General features: G+C 62.5%; 18 protein-coding genes. 12 read left to right on the top strand and 6 right to left on the bottom strand.

All coding sequences use genetic code 11. The features are described 5' to 3' along the window. Window positions 1-46: 46 nt before the first annotated feature. The 4 genes from FNB15_RS10755 to FNB15_RS10770 are packed head-to-tail and all read left to right on the top strand — an operon-like array spanning window position 47 to window position 5,442. Window positions 47-1,639, top strand: coding sequence for an undecaprenyl-phosphate glucose phosphotransferase (locus FNB15_RS10755; protein WP_144068701.1), 1,593 nt, complete (start codon window positions 47-49; stop codon window positions 1,637-1,639). Window positions 1,640-1,657: 18 nt separating this feature from the next. Beyond that, window positions 1,658-2,848 carry a glycosyltransferase gene (locus FNB15_RS10760; RefSeq protein WP_144068702.1) on the top strand — a complete coding sequence of 397 codons (1,191 nt, stop codon included), beginning with the start codon at window positions 1,658-1,660 and terminating at the stop codon, window positions 2,846-2,848. Continuing rightward, window positions 2,845-4,200 carry a hypothetical protein gene (locus tag FNB15_RS10765; RefSeq protein WP_144068703.1) on the top strand — a complete coding sequence of 452 codons (1,356 nt, stop codon included), beginning with the start codon at window positions 2,845-2,847 and terminating at the stop codon, window positions 4,198-4,200. The genes FNB15_RS10760 and FNB15_RS10765 overlap by 4 nt, the downstream gene beginning before the upstream one ends. 3 nt (window positions 4,201-4,203) lie before the next feature. Then, entirely contained in the window at window positions 4,204-5,442 is a 1,239-nt protein-coding gene (locus tag FNB15_RS10770; RefSeq protein WP_144068704.1) for a glycosyl hydrolase family 28-related protein, read from the top strand. 16 nt (window positions 5,443-5,458) lie between these two features. Here FNB15_RS10770 and FNB15_RS10775 read toward each other — a convergent pair whose 3' ends face one another. The 4 genes from FNB15_RS10775 to FNB15_RS10790 are packed head-to-tail and all read right to left on the bottom strand — an operon-like array spanning window position 5,459 to window position 10,262. Continuing rightward, complete coding sequence (locus tag FNB15_RS10775) at window positions 5,459-7,012, bottom strand: lipopolysaccharide biosynthesis protein (protein ID WP_185973521.1); 1,554 nt, start codon at window positions 7,010-7,012, stop codon at window positions 5,459-5,461. Further along, the gene (fcl, locus tag FNB15_RS10780; protein ID WP_221932632.1) at window positions 7,009-7,977 is read right to left on the bottom strand and encodes a GDP-L-fucose synthase; all 969 of its coding nucleotides are present in this window, start codon (window positions 7,975-7,977) and stop codon (window positions 7,009-7,011) included. Before fcl ends, FNB15_RS10775 begins: the two co-directional genes overlap by 4 nt. Continuing rightward, window positions 7,970-9,046, bottom strand: coding sequence for a GDP-mannose 4,6-dehydratase (gene gmd, locus FNB15_RS10785; protein WP_144068706.1), 1,077 nt, complete (start codon window positions 9,044-9,046; stop codon window positions 7,970-7,972). The genes fcl and gmd overlap by 8 nt, the downstream gene beginning before the upstream one ends. A 46-nt stretch (window positions 9,047-9,092) precedes the next feature. Further along, entirely contained in the window at window positions 9,093-10,262 is a 1,170-nt protein-coding gene (locus FNB15_RS10790) for a glycosyltransferase family 4 protein (RefSeq protein WP_185973522.1), read from the bottom strand. Between the two features lie 263 nt (window positions 10,263-10,525). Here FNB15_RS10790 and FNB15_RS10795 point away from each other — a divergent pair, with 263 nt between their 5' ends. Then, window positions 10,526-11,719 (top strand): glycosyltransferase family protein, encoded by a 1,194-nt coding sequence (locus FNB15_RS10795; RefSeq protein WP_144068708.1) that lies wholly within the window; start codon window positions 10,526-10,528, stop codon window positions 11,717-11,719. 17 nt (window positions 11,720-11,736) lie between these two features. Here FNB15_RS10795 and FNB15_RS10800 read toward each other — a convergent pair whose 3' ends face one another. Continuing rightward, window positions 11,737-12,513, bottom strand: coding sequence for an FkbM family methyltransferase (locus FNB15_RS10800; RefSeq protein ID WP_185973523.1), 777 nt, complete (start codon window positions 12,511-12,513; stop codon window positions 11,737-11,739). A gap of 164 nt (window positions 12,514-12,677) precedes the next feature. Here FNB15_RS10800 and FNB15_RS10805 point away from each other — a divergent pair, with 164 nt between their 5' ends. The 5 genes from FNB15_RS10805 (at window position 12,678) to FNB15_RS10825 (ending at window position 16,543) form a co-directional block, all read left to right on the top strand. Continuing rightward, window positions 12,678-13,880: a multidrug effflux MFS transporter gene (locus FNB15_RS10805; protein ID WP_144068710.1), complete on the top strand. Its 1,203-nt coding sequence runs from the start codon at window positions 12,678-12,680 to the stop codon at window positions 13,878-13,880. 204 nt (window positions 13,881-14,084) lie between these two features. After that, window positions 14,085-14,390: an HU family DNA-binding protein gene (locus FNB15_RS10810; protein ID WP_144068711.1), complete on the top strand. Its 306-nt coding sequence runs from the start codon at window positions 14,085-14,087 to the stop codon at window positions 14,388-14,390. A gap of 196 nt (window positions 14,391-14,586) precedes the next feature. After that, window positions 14,587-15,444 (top strand): UDP-2,3-diacylglucosamine diphosphatase, encoded by an 858-nt coding sequence (locus FNB15_RS10815; protein ID WP_144068712.1) that lies wholly within the window; start codon window positions 14,587-14,589, stop codon window positions 15,442-15,444. Between the two features lie 135 nt (window positions 15,445-15,579). Beyond that, window positions 15,580-15,993, top strand: a complete 414-nt coding sequence (locus FNB15_RS10820; protein WP_246068662.1) for an FKBP-type peptidyl-prolyl cis-trans isomerase — start codon at window positions 15,580-15,582, stop codon at window positions 15,991-15,993. 118 nt (window positions 15,994-16,111) lie between these two features. Continuing rightward, window positions 16,112-16,543: an FKBP-type peptidyl-prolyl cis-trans isomerase gene (locus FNB15_RS10825; protein ID WP_144068713.1), complete on the top strand. Its 432-nt coding sequence runs from the start codon at window positions 16,112-16,114 to the stop codon at window positions 16,541-16,543. Window positions 16,544-16,631: 88 nt separating this feature from the next. Here the strand turns inward: FNB15_RS10825 and acnA are convergent, their stop codons facing one another. Continuing rightward, the gene (acnA, locus tag FNB15_RS10830) at window positions 16,632-19,328 is read right to left on the bottom strand and encodes an aconitate hydratase AcnA (RefSeq protein WP_144258724.1); all 2,697 of its coding nucleotides are present in this window, start codon (window positions 19,326-19,328) and stop codon (window positions 16,632-16,634) included. A gap of 631 nt (window positions 19,329-19,959) precedes the next feature. Between acnA and FNB15_RS10835 the strand changes: the two genes are divergently transcribed. Continuing rightward, window positions 19,960-21,939, top strand: coding sequence for an AMP-binding protein (locus FNB15_RS10835; protein WP_144068714.1), 1,980 nt, complete (start codon window positions 19,960-19,962; stop codon window positions 21,937-21,939). Window positions 21,940-21,944: 5 nt separating this feature from the next. Next, the gene (locus tag FNB15_RS10840; protein WP_144068715.1) at window positions 21,945-22,736 is read left to right on the top strand and encodes an ABC transporter ATP-binding protein; all 792 of its coding nucleotides are present in this window, start codon (window positions 21,945-21,947) and stop codon (window positions 22,734-22,736) included. Window positions 22,737-22,748: the final 12 nt, after the last annotated feature.

Here is a 22,748-nt window from a genome sequence, read left to right on the forward strand (position 1 = left end):
CGGATCGTCTCCGCGCCGAGTGAAAATGCCGAACCTGGAGTAGCGCATGTCGTTCGACATTCCCACCTTAGACCGCAGGTCCACGGCGCGTGCCAATTCATCAGCCTCGCCTGTCCAGACCAAGCCCCAGGCGCGCGCGATAGCGCATCCCGCAGCATGGCGCAGCAACGACAGTGTCAGGACAGATGGCGCGCACCCGGCGCGCAGCTCGCGTCGCATCGAATCTGTGGTGCGCGAGCCTATCTCGCTGCCTATTGTCAGCGGACTGCTGCGCGCGTGCGATGCGTTCTCGATTCTCGCTGCCGGTCTGGTCGCGCTGATGCTCGCGGCGCCAGATCTGCCGATGGATGGTTCATATTACGTCGCGCTGTCCTTCTTCGGTGCTGTGGTGGCTGGCAACTGCCTGCATCTCGCCGGTGCGTACCGCGTCGAAAAGCTGCGGCTCAGCAATATCGGCTGGGCCCGGCCGGTCGGTGCCTGGACGGTCGCGGCGGCCATCACCGCCGCGACGGTGATGGCGACCGGCGCGTCGCTCGAGCAGAACTGGACCTGGCTGGCGCTGTGGTTCACGCTCGGCCTGTTCCTGCCGCTGCTGGCGCGTGGCGCCCTTGCCATCCGCATGGATTACTGGCGCAAGGCCGGCCGCCTGCGTCGCCGTCTTGCCATTCTTGGCGCCGGCCCCGGCGGTCAGATGCTGCTGCGCCGCTTCCTGGCGGCGCGCAGCGACAACGACGTCGCCATCGTCGGGCTGTATGACGACCGCACTGGCCCGTTGCCATCCGGCTGGCGTGGCCATGCTGTGCGCGGCAACTGCACTGACCTGCTGGAAGATATCCGGCGCGAACGCATCGACATGGTGGTGATCGCTGCAGCACCAGGCGATGCCGGCATGGATGAGATGCTGGCGCAGCTGCGCTGCGTCGCGGTGGATATCTGCTTCTGCCCCAATGCCGACTATGCCGTGAAGGCACGCAACGGGGTGGAAACTATCGGCCAAGTGCCTTTGATGGTAATCGAACGGCGGCCGCTGCGTGACTGGAGCGGCATCGCCAAGGAAATCGAAGACCGTGCCTTTGCCGCGATGATCGTGGTGCTGATTTCCCCGGTTCTGGCAGCGATTGCTCTGGCGATCAGAATCGACAGTCCCGGTCCGATCCTGTTCAAGCAGAAGCGCTACGGCCGCAACAACCAGCTGATCGAGGTGCTGAAGTTCCGCAGCATGTATCACCATGTGCGCGATCCCAACGGCACGCAGCTCGCCACGCGCAATGATCCGCGAGTGACCAGAGTTGGCGCTTTCATACGCCGTACCAGTCTCGATGAGCTGCCGCAGTTCTTCAATGTGATCCGCGGCGATATGTCGGTGGTGGGGCCGCGCCCGCATGCACTGCTCTGCAAGGCCGGCGGTGTGCTCTATCAGGATGCGGTGGAGAATTACGATTGGCGTCACCGGATCAAGCCGGGCATCACCGGTTGGGCCCAGGTCAACGGCTGGCGCGGCGAGACCGAGACGGTCGAGCAGATTCAGAAGCGCGTCGAGCACGACATTTACTATATCGAAAACTGGTCCCTGCTGCTGGACGTGAAGATCATCATCAAGACGATCTTCTGCGGCTTTACCGGCAGTAAGGCCTATTGATCATGGTGAACACCTTATATGAGATGTCTCTGGCTGACACTGGCTGACCCCGAGCCGCGCCATAACGGGCAGTATATCTACTCCGGCGGCCTGATCGACGCGATGGAGCAGGGCGGCGCGCAGATGCATGTGCTCGGCCTTGCCCGTCCGGAATCGCCGCAGCGCGTGAATGGTGCTGATGACGACGGGATACATTGGTGGCTGTCGGACCATCGGCCACGCTCCAACTTGCAGAGCCTGGTCTCGACCCTGCCGCATATCGCCGACCGCAGCTGGACACCCGGCCTGCGCCAACTGCTCGAATCCCGTCTGCAGGAGGGGCCCTGGGACACCATCGTCTTCGACGGCATCTCGGCCGGCTGGGCGCTGGATCAGGTGCTGAATCGTTTCCCGAAACGCAGCCGGCGGCCGAAGCTGGTCTATGTCTCGCATAACCACGAGGCCAGTCTGCGTCGGGAAGTGGCCAACCACCATGAGGATTTCCTAAAACGTCAGGTACTGCGCTACGACTCGCTGAAGGCGGCGCGGCTGGAGCATCGCCTGGTCGATGCGTCCGATTTGGTCACGGCCATCACCGAGGATGACGCGCACCAGTATCTGGCGCGCCGGCCCGATCGCCGCGTCGAGGTGCTGACGCCAGGTTATGCCGGCGACCATGGCATCAGCCGGCGGATCACCAATGCTACGCCACGTCGTGCCGTGATCATCGGCAGCTTCGACTGGATCGCCAAGCGGATGAATCTCGAGCAGTTCGTAGCTGTCGCCGATCCGCTGTTTGCCGCGCATGGTGCCGAGCTGCAGGTGATCGGCAGCGCGGAAGAATCCTTCCTCAACCGCATGCGGCGCAATGCCTCGGCCACGCAGTTCACCGGCCCGGTGGATGGCGTGCTAGATTTCATGCGCGATGCCCGCATTGCCCTGGTAGCTGAGCGCCATGGTGGCGGCTTCAAGCTCAAGGTACTGGATTACATCTTCAACCGCATGCCGATCCTCGCGCTCTCCGGCTCGGTGGCCGGTGTGCCGTTGCGCCACGAGGACAGCATTCTGTTGTACGAGGACTATGAGGCGCTGGCGCGCGGCGTACTGCAGGTGATCGACGACTGCGACCGGCTGAACCAGCTGCAGGATCGCGCTTACGCGGCTTGTCGTGACCAATTCGACTGGACCAGTCGCGGCGAGCGGCTGATGTCGGCAGTGGCGACGCTATGAGGCTGAAAATCATCCATGAACCGAAGCTTGGCACCACCGACATGGTGCTGCTGCTGATCTTCTTCATCGGGATCTATCTCGGCGTGATCGTGCAGATCACGGCGAAAATCCCGTTCCCGTCCGCGCCGTCGGGCGTGGCGGGCCTGTTCTTGTTGTGGCGGCGGCGCGACGATATCGTCCCGGCGCATCTGGGCGCGCTGTTCGGCATCGTGCTGCTTTATCTGTTCGCCAGCTTCTGCACTGGCGACCTGACCGGGCTGTCCAAACGCTTCACTGGCCTGGTGCAGCTGACCTATTCGTTCGTGATCGGCTACGCCATGTTCCTGACGCTGCTGCAGGCCAGTCGGGCGCAGCTCAGCAGGATGTTCCTGGGGCTAAGCCTGTTCATCCTGATCGGCAGTCTGTTGGAAAGCTATGCCGGCCTTGATCGACTAAGCGATGCAGTTCGCCAGAAGCTCTATGATTCCGGTATCTACGAAGCCGACATGCGCGACCAGCTGCTCTATGGCAAGGTGCGACCGAAGCTGTTTACCTCCGAGCCATCCGCCGTTACCTTCGGCTATACACTCTTTACCTTCTCCTGGTTCGTGGTGTCGCAGCACCGCCGCAAGCTGTTGCTGTTCGTGCTGCTGATGGCTGGCGGCCTGGTCGCCATGCCGGGGCCGACGCTGCTGCTCGGCCTGTTGCTGTTGCCGCCGTATTATCTCTTCGTGCTGCCCGACACGCCGCCGATCGGCAATTTCGGTGCCGGTTACCGGCTGGCGGTGTTGATATTCGGCAGTATCGTGCTGCTGGTCTTTGCCGTGCTGGGCGCAACGGTCTATGCGGAGCGCCTGGGCCAGATCCTTAATGGCAACGATCCCAGCTTCTTCTATCGCGTGATTGGCCCGGCGCTGGTGGCCTTCGAGGTGATGAAGGAACGTCCTTGGGCCGGCGCTGGCCTGACCGGTGAAAACTTCATCGCCGATCTGGTGATGAATGTGTTCGTGCAGTCGTCGCACTTCTCGGCCGGCTGGCGTATCAGCAAGATTTCCGAAGTGCTGACCAATTATTTCTGGTTGCACTGGATTTATCTCGGTGTGGTCTGGGGTATCATTACCTTTGCCGGCGTGAGCATCTGGCTGCGGTTGCTGGGCGCGCCCAGCCTGCTGTTCTGCTGGATCGTCTGGATCGTTTTTGGTCAGGCCTCGGGTGCTTATGTCGCGCCCAAGACCTGGGTCGTGCTGCTGCTCGCGGCGGCGCTGTCGATGCTGCATCAGCGCGTGGCCGTGCCTGTCGCGCCGCAGCCCGCGATGCCATTCGGGCGGCCACCGCGGTTGCGCCGTCGGTTCGGCCTGGCGCCGCAGGTCTGACCGATGCAGCGGCGCGATCTCCTGGCACTCGGTGGTGCTTTCATTGGCGGCTCGGCGCTGGCGGCTGCTGCCGAGGCCGCACCGGCGCCGGCCGGTCGCCAGGTCTCTGCCACCGACTTCGGCGCAAAAGGCGATGGCAAAGCTGACGACACCGCCGCATTGCAAGCTGGCCTGGATGCCACCTATGCTGGCACGGGCGGCGTGCTGCTGGTTCCGCCCGGAACATACCGGATCACCCGTACGCTGCGCATCTCGCCGAAACACAATGTGGTGCACCAATCCGGCATCTTCGGCATGGGTGCGCGAATCGTCTCCGAGATCCGCGATGGCAGCAACATCATCGACATCGACAGCCAGTCCACCTTCCGATACCTGCTGATCCAGGGTCTGGATATCCTTGGCAGCGGCGAGGACGGCCATGGCATCCGGCTCGCCTGCGCCGGCAACAAGAACTACCTGTATAATTTCTGCCTGCGCGACCTGGTGGTGCATCGCTGCGGCAAGAACGGCGCGCAACTGACCGGCAATGTCTTCGAAGGCCAGATCGCCAACTGTTATTTCCGCAACAACCGCGGTCACGGCGCCAGCTTTCATCACGAGGCCGGAGGTAAAGGCATCCTGTCGGCAGTGCGGGTGATCGGTGGCGTATTCGGCGAGAATGGCATTCACGGCGCCGCCATGCTGGACGGCTGCTATGATGTCAGCTTCCATGGCTCGTATTTCCTGCTCAACAAGCGATATGGTCTGGTGGCGGAAAACGGTTGCACGCTGCTGTCCAGCTGCGGCTTCGAGAACAACCATGAAGGTGCTGACGGCTTTGCTCGCGGCGATGCCGGCGTCTGGCTGCAGGGTTTCGGCACACTGGTCGGCTGCACCGCCTATTCGATGTTCAAGCAGCGCAACCTGATCCGTGCCGTGCTGGCCGGCCGCCTCGTGCTGGTCGGCTGCTCCGGCAGCGGCGATGCCAAGGCGGCCGAGGCCGGACTGGCGCTGCTGCGGGGCGATCCGCGCAGCAGCGCGACGGTGATCGGCTGCAGCGGTGCGGTACGTGGCGAGGGCGGTTTCGAAGCGATCGAGATGGGTGGCACGGATACGGGCCTGCGCGTCGGTGGCGACTGGCAGAGTCGCCACCTGATGCAACTCGGCGACCACCGACTCTGGGTCGATCGCCAGGGACGCCTGCGCATCAAGCGCGGCCGCCCGGATGGCGACGACGACGGCGCGCCGGTCGGCCTGACCTGACCCTCACATCGGAAGTCTATTCTCCCGCGCTGCCCAGCGACGAAGGAGCTGCGCCATGCCGTATCGTCTGCGGCAGGCGGCGCAGGATGCCGAGGATGCGGCGGCTGCGCGGGATTGCCAGGAAGATGGCGAAGGCGACCGGCAGCGCAACACCCAGGCTTAGCGCGAGGCCTGCCAGCGGCTCGGCGGCGACCAGCCAACCGGTATGGCGCAACGCCGCGACGCTGCCAGCCACCGCAGCAGCCGTGGCCAACGACGGCAGCAAAGCGGCGGCCAGGTCGCGGCGATTGACGGGTCCCTGGCGGCCGCCGATCCAGATTGCCAGCGGCAGGCGCAACGTCAGGTTGGCCACCGCATAGGCCACGGCGATACCGACCGCACCGAAGGACAGACCGGCGAGGATGGCGGTAGCCACGGCGGCGGTGTCGGCAAGGCCGGCGCGCAGCATATCGCCCGAACGGTTCTGGCTCAGATAGAGCAGCGCGACGGCCATGGTGGCGGGCAGGGTGATCGCCGCCACCGAGAAGCTGGCGACGAAAGGTGCCGCGTCATGCCATTGCGGCCCGAACAGAAGGCCCACGACCCAGTCGGCGGTGACCGCGGCCAATGCTGCCGGCGGCATCGTCACCATGGCGAATTTCTCGAAGACCAGCAGGAAGGCATGGCGGTAACGCTCTGGCTGGCTTTCCAGGCGGCTGAGCGCCGGCATCGCCACGGCATAGAGCGGCGCATTGAGATTGTTCAGCGGTACCAGCACCAGCTTGGCGGCGCGTTCGTAGAAGCCGAGTACGACCGGACCCCACAGCGCACCGATCAACACCTGGTCCAGGCTGCGCGCGGCGGCGGCCAGCAGGTTGAAGCCGGTGTAGGAGCCTCCGAAGCGCAGCATGTCGGCGATCTCGGCATCGCGCGTCGGCAGGCCGGGGCGCCAGGGGCAGAGCGCCCAGGTGGCGACCAGCGTGATGGCGGGCCCGGCGACGCGCTGCACCACCAGTGCCCAGTAACCGGCACCTTTCAGGGCGCAGATCACGGCCAGCGCCAGTGCCAGCAGTTCGGCGCCCGTTTCGATGACGGCAATCATCGTGAAGCGCATCTGGCGGCGCAGCAGCGCCCAGTGCTGGATCGTCAATCCGCTGACGACAAAACCGAGCCCCAGCCAGCGCGTGATGGAAGTGAGTTCAGGCTCGCCGTAGAAGCCGGCGATGACCGGCGCGGCCAGCAGCAGCGCCAGCGCCAGCAGGCAGCCAAAACCGGCATTGATCCAGAACAGCGTCGAAACCTGCTGCTGGGTGATCACCGGGCGCTGGATGGTGGCGGCCGACAGGCCGAGTTCCTTGATCAGGTCGAGCAGGATGGAGAGCGCCGCGATCATCGCAACCAGGCCGAAGGCATGCGGCGTGAGCATGCGGGCGAGCAGGATGGTGCCGCCGAACTGGGCCGTAAAGCGGACGGCCTGACTGCCGAAAGCAATCAGGCCGCCACGCAGGCTGCGTCGGGTCAGATCCTGCTGCAGATGCTCGGTCGACAGCGGATCGTAGGACCCAGTCTTCGATTGATGACCTGGGCTCAAGCGATCGCCCGCTGCTCGGCCAGATGGTGGTTCACATACCAGCGATAGGTCTGCTCCAGGCCAGTCTGCAGGCTGGTACCGGCCTGCCAGCCCATGGCGCGCAACCGCTCGACGTCCATCACTTTGCGCGGCGTGCCATCCGGCTTGCTGGTATCGAAAGTCAGCCGACCCTTGAAGCCGATCACCTGCGTCATCAGTTCGGCAAGGTCGCGGATGGTGATCTCGTCGCCGGTACCGAGGTTGACATGTTCGGCGCCGGAATAGTGCTTCAGGATATGCACGATCCCGTCGGCGGCATCGTCGACATAAAGGAATTCACGCAGCACACGGCCGCTGCCCCAGACATCGACAGTCTCCGCAGCGCTTTCCTTCGCTCGGTGAATCTTCGACATCAGGGCTGGAATCACATGCCCCTGCATGACGTCGAAATTGTCACCCGGGCCATAGAGGTTTGTCGGCATCGCCGAGATGTAGTCGCAGTCATACTGCTTACGATAGGCTTGGCAGAGCTTGATGCCAGCAATCTTGGCGATGGCATACCATTCGTTGGTCGGCTCCAGCGGCCCGGTCAGCAAAGCGGATTCCGGGATCGGCTGCGGCGCCAGGCGCGGATAGATGCAGGACGAACCGAGGAAGATCAGCTTCTCGACACGGCTTTGCCGTGCCGCCTCGATGATATTCGCCTCAATCATCAGGTTGTCGTAGAGGAATTCGGCTGGCCGGGTGTCGTTGGCATGAATGCCGCCGACCCGCGCTGCCGCTACGACGACCGCCTGCGGACGTGCGTCGCGCATCCACTGACTCACCTGAGCCGGCTGGCGCAGATCGACATGCTGGCGCGGTGCGGTGAGGATCTCGCAATCCTCATACTGCAGTCGCCGCACCACGGCGGAGCCGACGAGGCCGCGGTGACCCGCGACCCAGACGCGCTTGCCGGCGAGTGGATAAAGCATGGTCTCAGGCATAGGTCATCGCTCCGGCGTCGGCGTGATTCTGTTTCAGCGCGGCAAGGTCGGCATCAACCATTTCCGTCACCAGCTGTTCGAAGCTGGTCTTGTGCTGCCACCCCATCTGGCGCCAAGCTTTTTCCGGGCTGCCATGCAGGTAATCGACTTCGGTCGGGCGGTAATATTCCGGATCGACCGCGACGAGGATGTCGCCGGTCTTGCCGCAATAGCCCTTCTCATCCGAACCCTTGCCATCCCACTGGATTTGGCGGCCGATGCGCTTGAAGGCCAGTTCGGTGAATTCGCGCACACTGTGCACTTCGCCGGTGGCCAGTACGTAGTCGTCCGGATTGTCCTGCTGCAGGATCATCCACATGCCTTCGACATAGTCGCGGGCATGGCCCCAGTCGCGCTGGGCGTCGATGTTTCCGAGATAGAGCCGCTTTTGCAGGCCGTGCTCAATGGCGGCCACGGCGCGGGCGATTTTGCGGGTCACGAAGGTTTCGCCACGGATCGGGCTCTCATGGTTGAACAGGATGCCGTTCGAGGCATGCATCTTGTAGGCCTCGCGGTAGTTCACCGTGATCCAGTAGGCATAGAGCTTCGCCACTGCATAGGGGCTGCGCGGATAGAAGGGTGTGGTCTCGCGCTGCGGGATTTCCTGCACCTTGCCGTAGAGCTCGGAGGTCGAAGCCTGGTAGAAGCGGACTTTCTCCTCCATTTTCAGGATGCGAATGGCCTCCAGCAGGCGCAGCGTGCCCATCGCATCGGTATTCGCCGTATATTCCGGCGTTTCGAAGCTGACCTGCACATGGCTCTGCGCCGCGAGATTGTAAATCTCATCCGGCTGGGTTTCCTGGATCAGGCGGATCAGGTTCGACGAATCCGTCATGTCGCCGTAATGCAGGAAAAAGCGCACATCCTCTTCGTGTCGGTCCTTGTAGAGGTGATCGACACGGCGGGTGTTGATTGAGGACGAGCGGCGCTTGATGCCGTGGACCGTATAGCCCTTGGCAAGCAGCAGCTCGGAAAGATAGGCACCGTCCTGGCCGGTCGCGCCGGTAATCAGGGCTGTCTTGTTGGACATTGTCGGGTTTCCTTTTTGCTTAGTCGGGGAGGGGTATGTTTGGGTATCAGCCGAAGGCGATGCGGTTGGCCACTGCATCCCAGGAATAGGTCTGCAGCACATGTTGCTGACCGCTCCAGCCCATCTCGGTCAGACGCTGCGGGTCGGACAGGGCATCGAGAATGGTCGATGCCAGTGCCTGTGGCGTGGCTGCTTCGACCAGAAAGCCGTGCTGACCATTCTCGATGATTTCCGGCAGGCCGTTGCGGTGGAGACCGATGACCGGTGTGCGCGACAGCATTGCCTCAAGATAGACCTGGCCCCAAGGGTCGTTCAGCATCGGCTGCACCAGCAGGGTTGAGACCCGATAGAGCCGTTGCAGTTCGCGCCAGGGCAGATGCGGATGAAAATGGATGCCGGGATGTGTTGCCACATGGTTGGCGCTGGATGGGTCGCCGACGATATTGAGCAGCAGGTCCGGTCGCTGCCGTTGCGCAATGCGGAAGGCATCGACCAGCAAGTTGCCACCCTTGGCCGCAAAAAGGTGCTTGGCAACGAACAGCAGATGCGGCCGGCTGTAATCCTTGGGCTGGTCGTAGGGTTCGATCTGGCCCATGCCCGAGCCAACCGCGGTCACCTTTTCCGGTGGCAGGCCGTAATGGGCGATCATGTGATCGCGCACGTAGTGGCCGAAGGTGAAGACATGCTCCACGCTGTCCAACGCGGCACGCTCGGTCTTTTCGAAATTTTCGACGGCGCGCCGGCTGTAATCCGAAAGGTCGGGTCGGTGCGCCAGCGACAGCGCCCAAGTCTGATCGCAATACAGGTAATGTTTCACGCCGTCTTCGCGATCGACTGGCGGCAGGTCCAGCGTGCCGGTGTGGATGATATGGCGGATGCGGCGACGGCGTGCCGTCTCGGCTAACCGCTCGGCAGCCTTGCGGCGTGCCGATGGCAACCGCAGCACGGCCTCGCTGCTATGTGGCCGGCCGTAGCCGGTCATCACGTAATGCAAGGCGAGCAGGCCGCGCTCGCCGCGTGTACCGCCGGAATGGATGCCTTCCACGGCAATACCAAGTTTTTGCAGGCATGAGGCGACGCTGTAGGGCGCAGCCGACCAGGTGCGGCGATCCATCGGGTCGCCGAAGATGCTGCTGACCGCAACCCGCTCGAAGCGGCGGTGCGGTGTCGCATAGGCATGCGAGTGTGAAGCGTGTTGGGCGGCAATTGCTGTCACGTGTAAATCCTGATTCGCAAACGGATCGAACAGATGCATCGAAGCGGACAGACCGGCCAATCTCCAGTGATCAACCTGTGACCGCCCTGTGCAGTGCAAAACGCGTAAAAATCTGGATTTTACAGGTGGTTACATACAGTCGTTACGGGTGCCGCGGCACAGATTGATCACACCCCAGAACACATGCCGCAACCTAGCATCGCGCAGGATTCACCAGCGCGAAGTCAGCCACGATTTCGCCATGCTTTATCGCGCGGACCCGTATGCATCATCCGGTCAAACAGAAACGAACGGCAGTTTTCTTCGCCCCCGACATCAGCGACGTCAGTACCGTGAAGCGTGCCGAGGCCTTTCTCGCTCATGGTTACCAGCTGCAGGTCTTCGGTTTCCGGCGTGACAATTACAACCGTGATTTTGAACCCGCCTGGCCCTATACGCCGCTGGGCCGGACGCAGGATCGCCGGTATGGTCGCCGGATCGCAGCCTTGCTGGGCGCGATCCCGCGCGTGATTGCCAAGCATCGTGCGCTCCGCCGCGCTGCTTTCTATTACGCACGGAATATCGACCAACTGTTGCTCGCCCTGCTGGCGCGTGTGATCGGCCGCCGTCCGGCACGGATGATCTACGAGGTGCTGGACGTACAACCGGCTTTTGTCGGGGCCGGCTGGAAGGCGCGTCTGCTGCGACGGGTCGAGCGTCTCGCCCTGCGCCATGTCGATCTGCTGGTAGTGTCATCGCCCGGTTTTCTGCGGCATTATTTCCAGCCGCTGCAGGGCTATCGCAAACCGTGGTTCCTGCTGGAAAACAAATTGCCCGCGGATTTTACCGCGATCACCGGCGCGGCGCGGGGCAGTGGCGGCCGGCAGGCGCGCCAGCACGCCTATCGCTGGGTAGTGGGTTATTGCGGCCTGATTCGTGGCCAGGAAACGCTCGACCTGATCCTGCGGCTTGCCCAACGACTGCAGGGTCTGGTGCTGTTCAAATTTCGCGGCATCTTCACCACGGTGGATCGGCAGGCTTTTGCCGAAGCCATCGCAGGCCTCGACAATGTGGTCTACGAGGGCGACTACGTGAATCCGCGCGATCTCGAGAATATCTACAGCGACCTCGATTTCGCCTGGGCCATTGATCTGGAGCATCGCGCGCATAATTCACGCTGGCTGTTGCCCTGCCGCTACTACGAGGCCGGTTATTTCGGTGTGCCTTGCCTGACAGTGGGAGATTTCGAGGTCGGCCGTCTGGTGCGCGAGCGCCGCATCGGCTGGAATTTCTGCGAGCCTTACGAGGATGAACTGGTCCGCTTCTTCATGACGCTGACCGACACCGAATATCAGGACACCCGGCGCCGCCTGCTGGCGTTGCCGGACAGCGATTTCGTCGCCGGCGCGGATACCAGCGAACTGATCAGTCTGATCGACCGGCCCGAGACGCCCCAGAGGGCAACCCAGGGCGCCTGAAGCCGGCCAATCGTGGCCTAGTGCCTGGGCGCAGCGGCCGACTCCGCGATGGCGCGGTTCACCATCACGCAATCGAATTCGATCAGGCGCATGCCCGGATCGCGGCTGATCGGATACAGGCCCGAGATATCGAAGCCACGCTCGTTGAGGAAGCGGATCGTATCCATGTAACCCGGCATGCCTTCATAGATGTTGATGATCGAGGCTTCGGTCTGCATGGCGACGACATTGCGTAGCGTGGTTGCGGCACCCTGCACGACTTCCAGGTCAAAGCCCTGCGTGTCGAGCTTCAGGTAGGGCCTGCGGAATCCCAGCCGCTGCTGCAGTACCGGAAACACTTCGTCCAGTGGGTAAACGGCCACCGTCTCGACATGCTCGGGTTCGTTCAGGCCATCGAAATCCGGTACGCCGGAATTGTCCGGCGTCAGGAACGAGCTGAACTGGTCGGATTTCATCACATGGATCGGGAGGCTGCTGCGGCTGCTGCCCAGCGCATGGCCGACGATCTCCCAGCGCGGATCTTCGGCGGCGCGCTGCTGCAGGATCGTCACATTCCGGCTGACCGGCTCGAATGACACAATGGTGCCAAGGAAGCCGACCTTGTCGCGCAGGAAGTCGTGATATTGACCGACATTGGCGCCGACATCGAAGACGCAGTCGATCTGCAGGAAGCGGAACAGCTGTCCGAGATGAATGGCGAAATCGCGGTCCTTCATATCGCGGAGCGGCACGATGTCGTAGCCAAGCGCGCGCGAGGTGTTGCGGATCCAGGTTTTCAGGGGGCGAAGCATCATGGGCAATGTGGCTCGGGTTGGATGAATGGGTTGAAAACGCCAGTCTGGCCTGCCGGTATCTGAAGCAGAAGTGACCATTGGGTGGCAGGTCCGCTGCCGGTCAGGCTTGGTTGCGGCAGTGATTGGCGGTATACGGAGCAGCCTTTTCTTGGAACCCCCGCCCCATGTCCGCCCCGCCGGTTCGCATCCAGCCCTCCGTTTTCATTCTGGTCGCCATGTCGGCGCTCGGGCCGCTGGCGCTCAACATCTTCCTGCCCTCGATGCCGGGTCTGGCGAAGGAACTCAGCGTCGATTACGGCACGGTCCAGCTTACGCTCACCTTATTCCTGGTCGGCCTCGGTATGGCGCAGCTCATCTATGGCCCGATCAGCGACCGCTGGGGCCGCCGGCCGGTGCTGCTCTGGGGACTGGGCATCTACTGTGTTGGCAGCATCGCCTGTGCGCTGGCACCGTCGATTTTCTGGCTGATGCTGGGCCGCGGCCTGCAGGCGATCGGCGGCTGTGCCGGGTTGGTACTGGGGCGCGCCATCGTCCGCGATCTGTACGAACGCGATCGTGCCGCCGCCATGATTGGCTATGTCACCATGGCGATGTCGCTGGCGCCGATGCTGTCGCCAGCGCTTGGAGGCTATCTCGATACGCTGTTCGGCTGGCGCACCAGCTTCGCGTTTTGCAGTCTGGCCGGCGTCGCCATCTTTGTCTGGGTCAGCCTGACCCTGCCGGAAACGCTGGCGCAGCGCGGACTTGGCGAGGGTGCCGGGGCATTGTTGCGCGGTTATGGCGAGCTGCTGCGCTCGCCGGTTTTTTGCGGCTATGTGCTGCAGACCGCGTTCACCTCAGGTGTATTCTTTGCCTTCATCGCCGGCGCGCCGTTCGTCGTCGTCACGGTGATGGGTCATCCGGCTTCCGACTATGGCCTGTGGTTCATCGTGGTATCGCTCGGTTATCTCACGGGTAACTTCTTCACCGGGCGTTTCGCTGTGCGGCTTGGCGTCGATCGCATGCTGGCTTGCGGTGCCATAGTGCAGCTCTTTGGGACCGGCGCGCTGGCGCTGACCAGCTGGCTCGGCGCGCTCAGCCTGCCGGGCATTTTCCTGCCGATGACGGTGGTGGCGCTGTCGAATGGCCTGGTGCTGCCCAACGGCATCGCCGGCGCGATCTCGGTCAATCCGCGGATGGCGGGCGCCGCCGCCGGCCTGTCCGGCGCGCTGCAGATGACGACCGGTGCCATTGCCGCGATGCTTGTCGGCAACGGCCAGGATCATGATCCGAGCCAGTATCCGATGATCTGGACGATGCTGGGCTGCGGTATTCTCTCGCTACTGGTTTTCGTACTGGCCGCGAAATTCCGCACCAGCCGCCCCTGAATCGACACTGCGTCCGGCCATGGATGCGATAAACCCGCATGGTTCGCGGCTCCGAATCGCCCGGGAGTGCGAGAATCCGCATGCCTAGCGGTTTTTTTCACATTCACCGATGGGCAAAACCCGGAGGCGGTGCTATGGAGGATTCGGGAACCAACTCCCGATTCGTTCAAAAACCAATATCTGACGCACTCTGAGGAGAGAACCATGGCTAAAGCAGCCGCCGCCGCTAAGACGGTTACCGTGACAGCGAAGCAGATCGCCCAGGCACTGGCCGAGAAGCATGAGCTGCAGAAGAAGTCGACCATTGCGCTGTTCGACGATTTCTTCGCGGCGATCACCAAGTCGCTGAAGAAGGGCGAGCGCGTCCGCATGGGCGATATCGGCATCCTCCAGGTCCGCAAGCGCGCTGCCCGCATGGGCCGCAATCCGCAGACCGGCGAGCCGATCAAGATCAAGGCCTCCAAGAAGGTTGCCTTCCGCGCCTCCAAGGTGCTGAAGGAAGCGATCTGATCTCTCCCGCAAGGGTGAAATGATCGAAGGGCCTGCCGCACGGCAGGCCCTTTTTCTTTGCCTGCAGCATGTCTGGCAGCGCTGTAACCGAACCGTCATCTGGGTCATGGAAAATTCACGGGACACCGTGATTTAAGCGATTCATCTTCCCGGCCAACGATTTGCACTTCCCCGCGATTCGTCGAGCAGGTCACCGATGAACATGGCGCTGATGCCGGCCCATTACCGCACCATCTGGATTTCCGACATTCATCTCGGAACCCGTGGCTGCAAGGCCGACCTGCTGCTCGAATTCCTGAAACACACCGAATCCGACACGCTCTACCTAGTCGGTGACATCGTCGACGGCTGGCGGTTGAAACGATCGTGGTACTGGAACCAGAGCCATAACGACGTGGTGCAGAAGCTGCTGCGCAAGGCGCGCAAGGGCACCAACGTGATCTACGTGCCCGGCAATCATGACGAGGCGCTGCGCGACTTCATTGAGGGGGCGGGGCTGCAGTTCGGCGGTATTACCGTGCAGATGGAGGCCATCCATCAAACCGCGGATGGCCGGCGTTTCCTGGTCACCCATGGCGACCATTTCGACGGCATCGTCAGTTGCGCCAAATGGCTGGCGTTGCTGGGGGATGCCGCCTATGGCTTCGCGCTCAGCCTGAATACCTGGTTCAACCAGCTGCGCCGCCGCATGGGTCTGCCATACTGGTCGCTCTCGGCCTACCTGAAACACAAGGTCAAGAACGCCGTCGCCTTCATCTCGGAATACGAGCAGGCGATTGCCGAGGAGGCGCGCCGCCGCCATGTCGATGGCGTGGTCTGCGGCCATATCCACCATGCCGAGATTCGCGACATCGACGGCATCCTCTACTGCAACGACGGCGACTGGGTGGAAAGCTGCACCGCCCTGGTCGAGCATTCCGACGGCCGGCTGGAGATCCTGCACTGGGCCTCGCTGCGCGAGGATCTGGGCCAGTTCCTGCCCGTTGCGGCCGATCATCCCGATGCGGATTACCTCCCGGTGCCGGCAGGTCCGGCCCCGGTCGTCGCTGACTGACGCCCCGGTTGGCCTCAGGCGGACCGCCACAACCTTGCCGATGATTGAAAATTCGGCAAATTCTCGCAAGATTCGCCCTTCCATAACCCCTTAACAAAGCTGGGCAGGGAGGAATTTGCTTGATATTCTCAGGGCATGGGAGTGCTTGATTCTCTACTGGGGGCTATCGGCCTCGGCGGTAAACAGGAAGCCGTCAATATGCGCCAGACCGCATCGGGGATGCGCGTCGGGGATATTGTCGTGGGCTCGGGCGCCAAGGCCGAGAACGGAAAGATGGTTTCCGTGCATTACGCCGGGTGGATTTGGGAAAACAACAAGCCCGGCCGCATGTTCGACAGTTCTTACAAGCGCGGACAGCCCTTTGAATTCGCCCTGGGTCAGGGCAAGGTGATCAAAGGCTGGGACGAAGGCGTCCTCTACATGAAGGTCGGGGGCAAACGTGCCCTGCTGATCCCGTCCTATCTTGGCTATGGCGCGCGCGGCAACGGCCGCATCATCCCGCCGGGCGCCACGCTGTTTTTTGAAATTGAACTGGTCAACGTCCGCTGACGGATCGTCTGCGGTCGGTTGAATGGCGCCGCGCCACGCTGCTGCCTTAATGCGGCGGCAGGTTGCCCGCCGTTATCATTCGTCCGCACATTTTTTCATGAACAGGGAGCTGCTTTCGATGTCGTTGTCTCGCCGTGCTTTCGCCAGCCTCGCCGCTGCTGCCGCCCTTCTGGTGGCTCTGCCTGCCACTGCGCAGGAAAAGACCACCGCGTCGGGTCTGCGCTATACCGACACCAAGCTTGGCAACGGCGCGACCGCGCAGCCCGGCCAGACCGCCACCGTGCATTACACCGGCTGGCTCTATATCGCTGGCGAAAAGGGCCGTCAGTTCGACAGCTCGCGCACCCGCGGCCAGCCATTCTCCTTCCCGCTGGGCGGCGGGCGCGTGATCAAGGGCTGGGATGAAGGCGTGGTCGGCATGAAGGTGGGCGGCCAGCGCACCTTGATCATCCCACCGCAGATCGCCTATGGCGCACAGGGCGCCGGCGGCGGTGTGATCCCGCCGAATGCGACGCTGATATTCGATGTTGAACTCATGGATGTGAAGTAAACACTTCACGGATTGCGCAATAAAAAAACGGCCGGCCAGGAAATACCCCGGGCCGGCCGTTTCTGTTTGTGCGATCTGCAGTGTTGCGTTACGCGGCCTTGGCCAGGTTGCGCAGCACATAATGCAGGATGCCGCCGTTCTTGTAGTAATCGATCTCGTCAAGCGTATCGATGCGGCACAGTACTTCGATGGTCTGGGTCGAGCCGTCGGCGCGGGTGATGGTCACCGGCGTCTTCATGCGCGGTTTCAAGCCGACAGCAATACCGGAGATGTCGAACTTCTCCGAGCCGTCGAGCTTGAGGTCGAAGCGGGTCATGCCGTTGAGGAACTGCAGCGGCAGCACGCCCATGCCCACCAGGTTCGAGCGGTGGATGCGCTCGTAGCTTTCGGCGATCACGGCCTTCACACCCAGCAGGATGGTGCCCTTGGCCGCCCAGTCGCGCGAGGAACCGTTGCCGTATTCCTTGCCGGCCACGATCACCAGCGGCGTGCTGGCAGCCTTGTACTTCATGGCAGCGTCATAGATCGACATCACCTCGCCATGCGGCATGTGCTTGGTGATGCCGCCCTCGGTGCCCGGCACCATCTCGTTCTTGATGCGGATGTTGGCAAACGTGCCGCGCATCATGATCTCGTGGTTGCCGCGACGGGCGCCATAAGAGTTGAAGTCGGCGTAATTCACCTTGTGGTCCATCAGGTACTTGCCGGCCGGACCATCCTTTTTGATCGAACCGGCAGGCGAGATGTGGTCCGTGGTGATCTTGTCGCCCAGGATCGCCAGCAGACGGGCGCCCTTGACGTCGGTGATCGGCGCCGGCGTCGTGCTCATTCCCTCGAAATACGGGGGATGCTGCACGTAGGTCGAGGCGATGTCCCAGCCATAGGTCTGGCTGCCATCGACCTTGATCTTGCGCCAGTTCACGTCGCCCTTGAAAACATCGGCGTAGCGCTTCTTGAACATCGCGGGCGTCACGTACTTGCGCACGGTGGCGGCGATTTCCTTGTTCGAGGGCCAGATGTCCTTCAGGTAGACCGGCTTGCCCTTCTTGTCATGGCCGAGCGGTTCGTTGGCCACGTCCATGTTCAGGTTGCCGGCCAGCGCATAGGCCACCACCAGCATCGGCGAGGCGAGATAGTTCGCCTTGGTCAGCGGATGGACGCGGCCTTCAAAGTTGCGGTTGCCCGACAGTACGGCGCCGACGACGAAGTCGTTGTCGGTGACGGCCTTCGAGATGTTGTCCGGCAGCGGGCCTGAATTGCCGATGCAGGTCGTGCAGCCGTAGCCGACAATCTGGAAGCCCAGAGCATCGAGATCCTTCTGCACGCCAGACTGTGCCAGATAGTCGGTGACGACCTGACTGCCCGGAGCGAGCGAGGTCTTCACCCACGGCTTGGTGGTCAGGCCCTTCTTGAGCGCATTGCGCGCCAGCAGGCCCGCACCCAGCAGCACACTCGGGTTCGAGGTGTTGGTGCACGAGGTGATCGCGGCGATCACCACGTCGCCATGGCCGAGATCAAAATTGGCGTTCTCGACCTTGGCGCGGAAGTCCACGGCGGTCTTCTTGCCATAGAAGTTGCTCATCGCATCCTTGAACTCGACCGCGGCGCGGCTGAGCGGCACGCGGCCTTCCGGGCGGGTCGGGCCGGCCAGCGAGGGCTCGACCGTCGAGAGGTCGAGTTCCAGCGTGTCGGTAAAGACCGGATCGACGGCCTTCGGGCCGCGCCAGAAGCCTTGCGCCTTGGCATAGGCTTCCACCAGCTTGACGCGCTCGGGGTCGCGGCCGCTGGCCTTCAGATAGGCGATGGTTTCGCCATCGACCGGGAAGAAGCCGCAGGTGGCGCCGTATTCCGGTGCCATGTTGGCCACCGTGCAGCGGTCGGCGATCGACAGTTCGTCCAGGCCGGGGCCGTAGAATTCGACGAACTTGTTGACCACGCCCTTCTTGCGCAGCATCTGCGTCACGGTCAGCACCAGATCGGTGGCCGTGGTGCCTTCCTTCGGCTTGCCCGAGAGGCGGAAGCCAACGACTTCCGGCAGCAGCATGGAGATCGGCTGGCCCAGCATAGCGGCCTCGGCCTCGATGCCGCCCACACCCCAGCCCAGCACGGCCAGACCATTCACCATGGTGGTGTGGCTGTCGGTGCCGACCAGCGTGTCGGGATAGGCAACTTCAGTCTTGCCGTCGATGCCGGTCCACACGGTCTGCGCCAGGTATTCAACGTTCACCTGGTGGCAGATGCCGGTGCCCGGCGGCACGACGCGGAAGTTGTCGAAGGCGGTCTGGCCCCAGCGCAGGAAGGCGTAACGCTCGCCGTTGCGCTCGTATTCCAGGTCGACGTTCTTCTGGAACGCGCCCTTTGTGGCCGAATAGTCCACCATCACCGAATGGTCGATCACGAGATCGACGGGCGACAGCGGATTGATCTTCTTGGTGTCGCCACCCAGCTTGGTCATGGCATCGCGCATGGCGGCGAGATCCACCACGGCGGGGACGCCGGTGAAGTCCTGCATCAGCACGCGGGCCGGACGGTAGGCGATCTCTCGATCCGAGCGCTTGTCCTTCAGCCACTGGGCGACGGCCTTGAGGTCGTCGACCGTCACGCTGCGGCCGTCTTCGTAGCGCAGCAGGTTTTCCAGCAGCACCTTCATCGAATAGGGCAGGCGGGTGAGGTCGCCCAGGCCAGCCTTCTCGGCGGCCTTGATGCTGTAATAGGCGTAGCTCTTATTGCCGACCTTGAGCGTGCGGCGGGTCTTCAGGGTGTCATGGCCCACCACGATCGGCACGGCGCGGGCGGCACCGATGCTCTTGCTCGCGGTCTTGGCGGGCGCTTTGCGGATGGCCGCCTTCTTGACGGCGCCCTTCTTGGTGCCAGCCTTTTTGATGGGGGGGGTCTTCTTGCGGGCGGCGGCGACCTTCCTGGCGGCCTTCTTCACCGCCTTGCGCGCAACGGCCTTCCTGGCGGCCTTAACCACCTTCTTGGCCTTCACAGCCTTCTTGGCGCTCTTGGCGGCCTTCTTGGTCTTGACCACCTTCCGGGCTGCCTTGACTGCTTTCTTGGCTTTCACGGCCTTGTTGCCCTTGGCTTTCGCCGGGCTCTTCGCCTTCGCGGCCTTGCGCTTAGTCTTCTTCGCGGCTGTCACGGGGCAATCCTTTCGTAGCGGAAACAATATTGTACGGCTGGTCGGGCGGGCGGGACGGCCCGTGCTGATGCCGCAAATAGGTGACGCAAAACCAACCTTTTGCCAAGCAGTTTCGGCTGGAGGAAAGTTCAATGGGGGTCGAAATTTAGGCAAGACAAGGGGGCTGTCCCGGGGGGGAATCTACCGCCCCTTGACGGGGATTGGCCCGGACCTTTATCAACGAGTGATAACGACGGCGTGGCTACGGTTACGTCGCGGAGCAGGAGGCGAACATATGTCCGAGACGTCGGGGAAACCCGATGGGCGTGACCCGTTGGGCCGCGATACCATCCCGAAGTTCTTCGCCTACAACGCCCGGCATCGCCGCGACCGCCCCGCCATGCGCGAAAAAGCGCTGGGCATCTGGCAGACCTGGACCTGGGGCGAGGTCAATGGCCGGGTGCGCGATCTGGCCGGCGGCCTGGCTGCGCTGGGACTGCGGCGCGGCGACAAGGTCGCCATCATCGGCGACAACCGGCCTGAACTGTACTGGACCATGGCCGCTTCCCAGGCGCTTGGCGGCATTCCGGTGCCGGTCTACCAGGACAGCGTCGCCGACGAGATACAGTATGTGATCGAGCATGCCGAGGCGCGCTTCGCCGTGGTTGAGAACCAGGAGCAGGTGGACAAGCTGCTGTCGATCCGGGACCGCCTGCCGATGCTGGAGATCATCGCCTATGGCGATCCGCGGGGCCTGCGTCATTACGATCAGCCTTTCCTGCGCAATCTTGCCGATGTGTCGAAGCAGGGCGCCGCGTACAACACGGCCAATCCGGACTTTGTCGATGCCGAGATCGTCAGGGGTAACGGCAATGACCTTTCGATCATCTGCTATACGTCTGGCACCACCGGCCGGCCCAAGGGGGTCATGCTCAGCCACGATAACGTGGTGCGTTCGGCCAATCTGGCGGTTGCTTTCGACAAGCTGAATGAAAACGATCAGGTACTGGCTTATCTGCCGATGGCCTGGGTCGGCGACAACTTCCTGTCCTATGTTGAAAGCGCGGTGACGGGCTTCTGCATGAACTGCCCCGAGTCAGCCGACACGGTGCTGCAGGACCTGCGCGAAGTAGGGCCGACCTATTTCTTCGCACCGCCCCGCATCTGGGAAAACCTGCTCACCACGGTGATGATCCGCATGGAGGATGCCGGCACGATCAAGCGCCGCATGTTCCATTTCTTTATCAGACTGGCGCGACGCGCCGGCCGCAACATCCTGGAAGGCAAGCCGGTCGCAGTCACGGATCGGCTGCTGTATGCGCTGGGCGAAATCCTGGTCTATGGTCCGCTCAAGAACGTGCTGGGGCTGAGCCGCCTGCGGCTCGCCTATACGGCGGGCGAGGCCATCGGGCCGGATATCTTCGATTTCTTCCGCGCGCTGGGCATCAATCTCAAGCAACTCTACGGCCAGACCGAATGCACGGTGTATCTGTGCATGCACACCGATACCGACGTGATTCCCGATACCGTCGGTCCGCCGGCCCCGGGTGTTGAACTGAAGATCGACGAGGCAACCGGCGAGGTGCTGTTCCGCAGCCCCGGCGTATTCGTCGGCTACTACAAGAATGACGCCGCCACCGCCGAAACCAAGACGGCGGACGGCTGGGTGCATACCGGCGATGCCGGCGTGTTCACAGACAATGGTCACCTGCGCATCATCGATCGCGCCAAGGATGTCGGCCGTCTCACTGACGGCGCATTGTTCGCGCCGAAATACATCGAGAACAAGCTGAAATTCTTCCCGCACATCAAGGAAGCCGTGGCCTTCGGCGACGGCCGGGATCATGTCGCCGCCTTCATCAATATCGACCTTGCCGCAGTCGGCTCCTGGGCCGAGCGCAACGGTATTTCCTACGCCTCCTATGCCGACCTTGCCGGTCGGCCCGAGGTCTATACGCTGATCCGCGGCTGCATCGAGCAGGTCAATCGCGACCTGTCATCCGACAGCAGCATGACGGCGAGCCAGATCAAGCGCTTTCTGATTCTGCACAAGGAGCTGGATGCTGATGACGGCGAGCTGACCCGCACCCGCAAGGTTCGCCGCAGCACGATTGCCGAACGCTACGGCACGCTGATCGAAGCGCTGTATTCGGGGCAGCCGTCGATTGCGGTGGAAGCCAAGATCACCTTTGAGGATGGTCGGACCGGCACCTTCAATGCCAACCTGAAGGTCGACGAAGCCACCACTTATTCGACGATGCGTAAGGCAGGCTGACCGGGATGAGTGTTCCAGACAAGAAGATCGGTGACGTCCTGCTCAAGGTCGAGAATATCAGCCTGTCTTTTGGCGGCGTGAAGGCGCTGACTGATATCAGCTTCGAAATCCGAGAGCAGGAAGTGCTGGCAATCATCGGGCCCAATGGCGCCGGTAAATCGTCGATGCTGAATTGCATCAATGGTTTCTATCATCCGCAGCAGGGCACAATTACCTACCGCGGTGAAAAGCGGAAACAGATGCGACCGCATCAGGCGGCCACACAGGGCATCGCGCGCACCTTCCAGAATATCGCGTTATTCAAGGGCATGTCGACGCTGGACAACATCATGACCGGCCGCCTGCTCAAGATGAAGGCCGGCCTGTTCACGTCAGCCATTTACAAGGGGCCGGCGGAGCGTGAGCAGATCGAACATCGCGAATTCTGCGAACGCATCATCGACTTCCTGGAAATCGAGGCGATCCGCAAGGTGCCGGTCGGCCGGTTGCCGTACGGGTTGCAGAAGCGTGTTGAGCTGGCGCGCGCCCTGGCCGCCGAGCCGACGCTGCTGCTGCTCGACGAACCGATGGCCGGCATGAACCTGGAAGAAAAACAGGATATGTGCCGCTTCATCCTGGATGTGAACGATGAATTCGGCACCACCATCTGCCTGATCGAGCATGACATGGGTGTGGTGATGGATATTTCCGACCGCGTCGTGGTGCTCGACTACGGCCGCAAGATCTGTGACGGCGTGCCGGAAGACGTAAAGAACAATCAGGCCGTCATCGACGCCTATCTTGGCGTGCAGCATTAGGGCGGGCGGGCA

This window comes from Ferrovibrio terrae, from assembly GCF_007197755.1.
Taxonomy (GTDB): domain Bacteria; phylum Pseudomonadota; class Alphaproteobacteria; order Ferrovibrionales; family Ferrovibrionaceae; genus Ferrovibrio; species Ferrovibrio terrae.

Excerpts from the sequence above, each read along its gene's own strand:
- FNB15_RS10755 (WP_144068701.1), top strand. The coding sequence starts at position 47 with ATGTCGTTCGACATTCCCACCTTAGACCGCAGGTCCACGGCGCGTGCC.
- FNB15_RS10760 (WP_144068702.1), top strand. The coding sequence starts at position 1,658 with ATGAGATGTCTCTGGCTGACACTGGCTGACCCCGAGCCGCGCCATAAC.
- FNB15_RS10765 (WP_144068703.1), top strand. The coding sequence starts at position 2,845 with ATGAGGCTGAAAATCATCCATGAACCGAAGCTTGGCACCACCGACATG.
- FNB15_RS10770 (WP_144068704.1), top strand. The coding sequence starts at position 4,204 with ATGCAGCGGCGCGATCTCCTGGCACTCGGTGGTGCTTTCATTGGCGGC.
- fcl (WP_221932632.1), bottom strand. The coding sequence starts at position 7,977 with ATGCCTGAGACCATGCTTTATCCACTCGCCGGCAAGCGCGTCTGGGTC.
- gmd (WP_144068706.1), bottom strand. The coding sequence starts at position 9,046 with ATGTCCAACAAGACAGCCCTGATTACCGGCGCGACCGGCCAGGACGGT.
- FNB15_RS10795 (WP_144068708.1), top strand. The coding sequence starts at position 10,526 with ATGCATCATCCGGTCAAACAGAAACGAACGGCAGTTTTCTTCGCCCCC.
- FNB15_RS10800 (WP_185973523.1), bottom strand. The coding sequence starts at position 12,513 with ATGATGCTTCGCCCCCTGAAAACCTGGATCCGCAACACCTCGCGCGCG.
- FNB15_RS10805 (WP_144068710.1), top strand. The coding sequence starts at position 12,678 with ATGTCCGCCCCGCCGGTTCGCATCCAGCCCTCCGTTTTCATTCTGGTC.
- FNB15_RS10810 (WP_144068711.1), top strand. The coding sequence starts at position 14,085 with ATGGCTAAAGCAGCCGCCGCCGCTAAGACGGTTACCGTGACAGCGAAG.
- FNB15_RS10815 (WP_144068712.1), top strand. The coding sequence starts at position 14,587 with ATGAACATGGCGCTGATGCCGGCCCATTACCGCACCATCTGGATTTCC.
- FNB15_RS10820 (WP_246068662.1), top strand. The coding sequence starts at position 15,580 with ATGGGAGTGCTTGATTCTCTACTGGGGGCTATCGGCCTCGGCGGTAAA.
- FNB15_RS10825 (WP_144068713.1), top strand. The coding sequence starts at position 16,112 with ATGTCGTTGTCTCGCCGTGCTTTCGCCAGCCTCGCCGCTGCTGCCGCC.
- FNB15_RS10835 (WP_144068714.1), top strand. The coding sequence starts at position 19,960 with ATGTCCGAGACGTCGGGGAAACCCGATGGGCGTGACCCGTTGGGCCGC.
- FNB15_RS10840 (WP_144068715.1), top strand. The coding sequence starts at position 21,945 with ATGAGTGTTCCAGACAAGAAGATCGGTGACGTCCTGCTCAAGGTCGAG.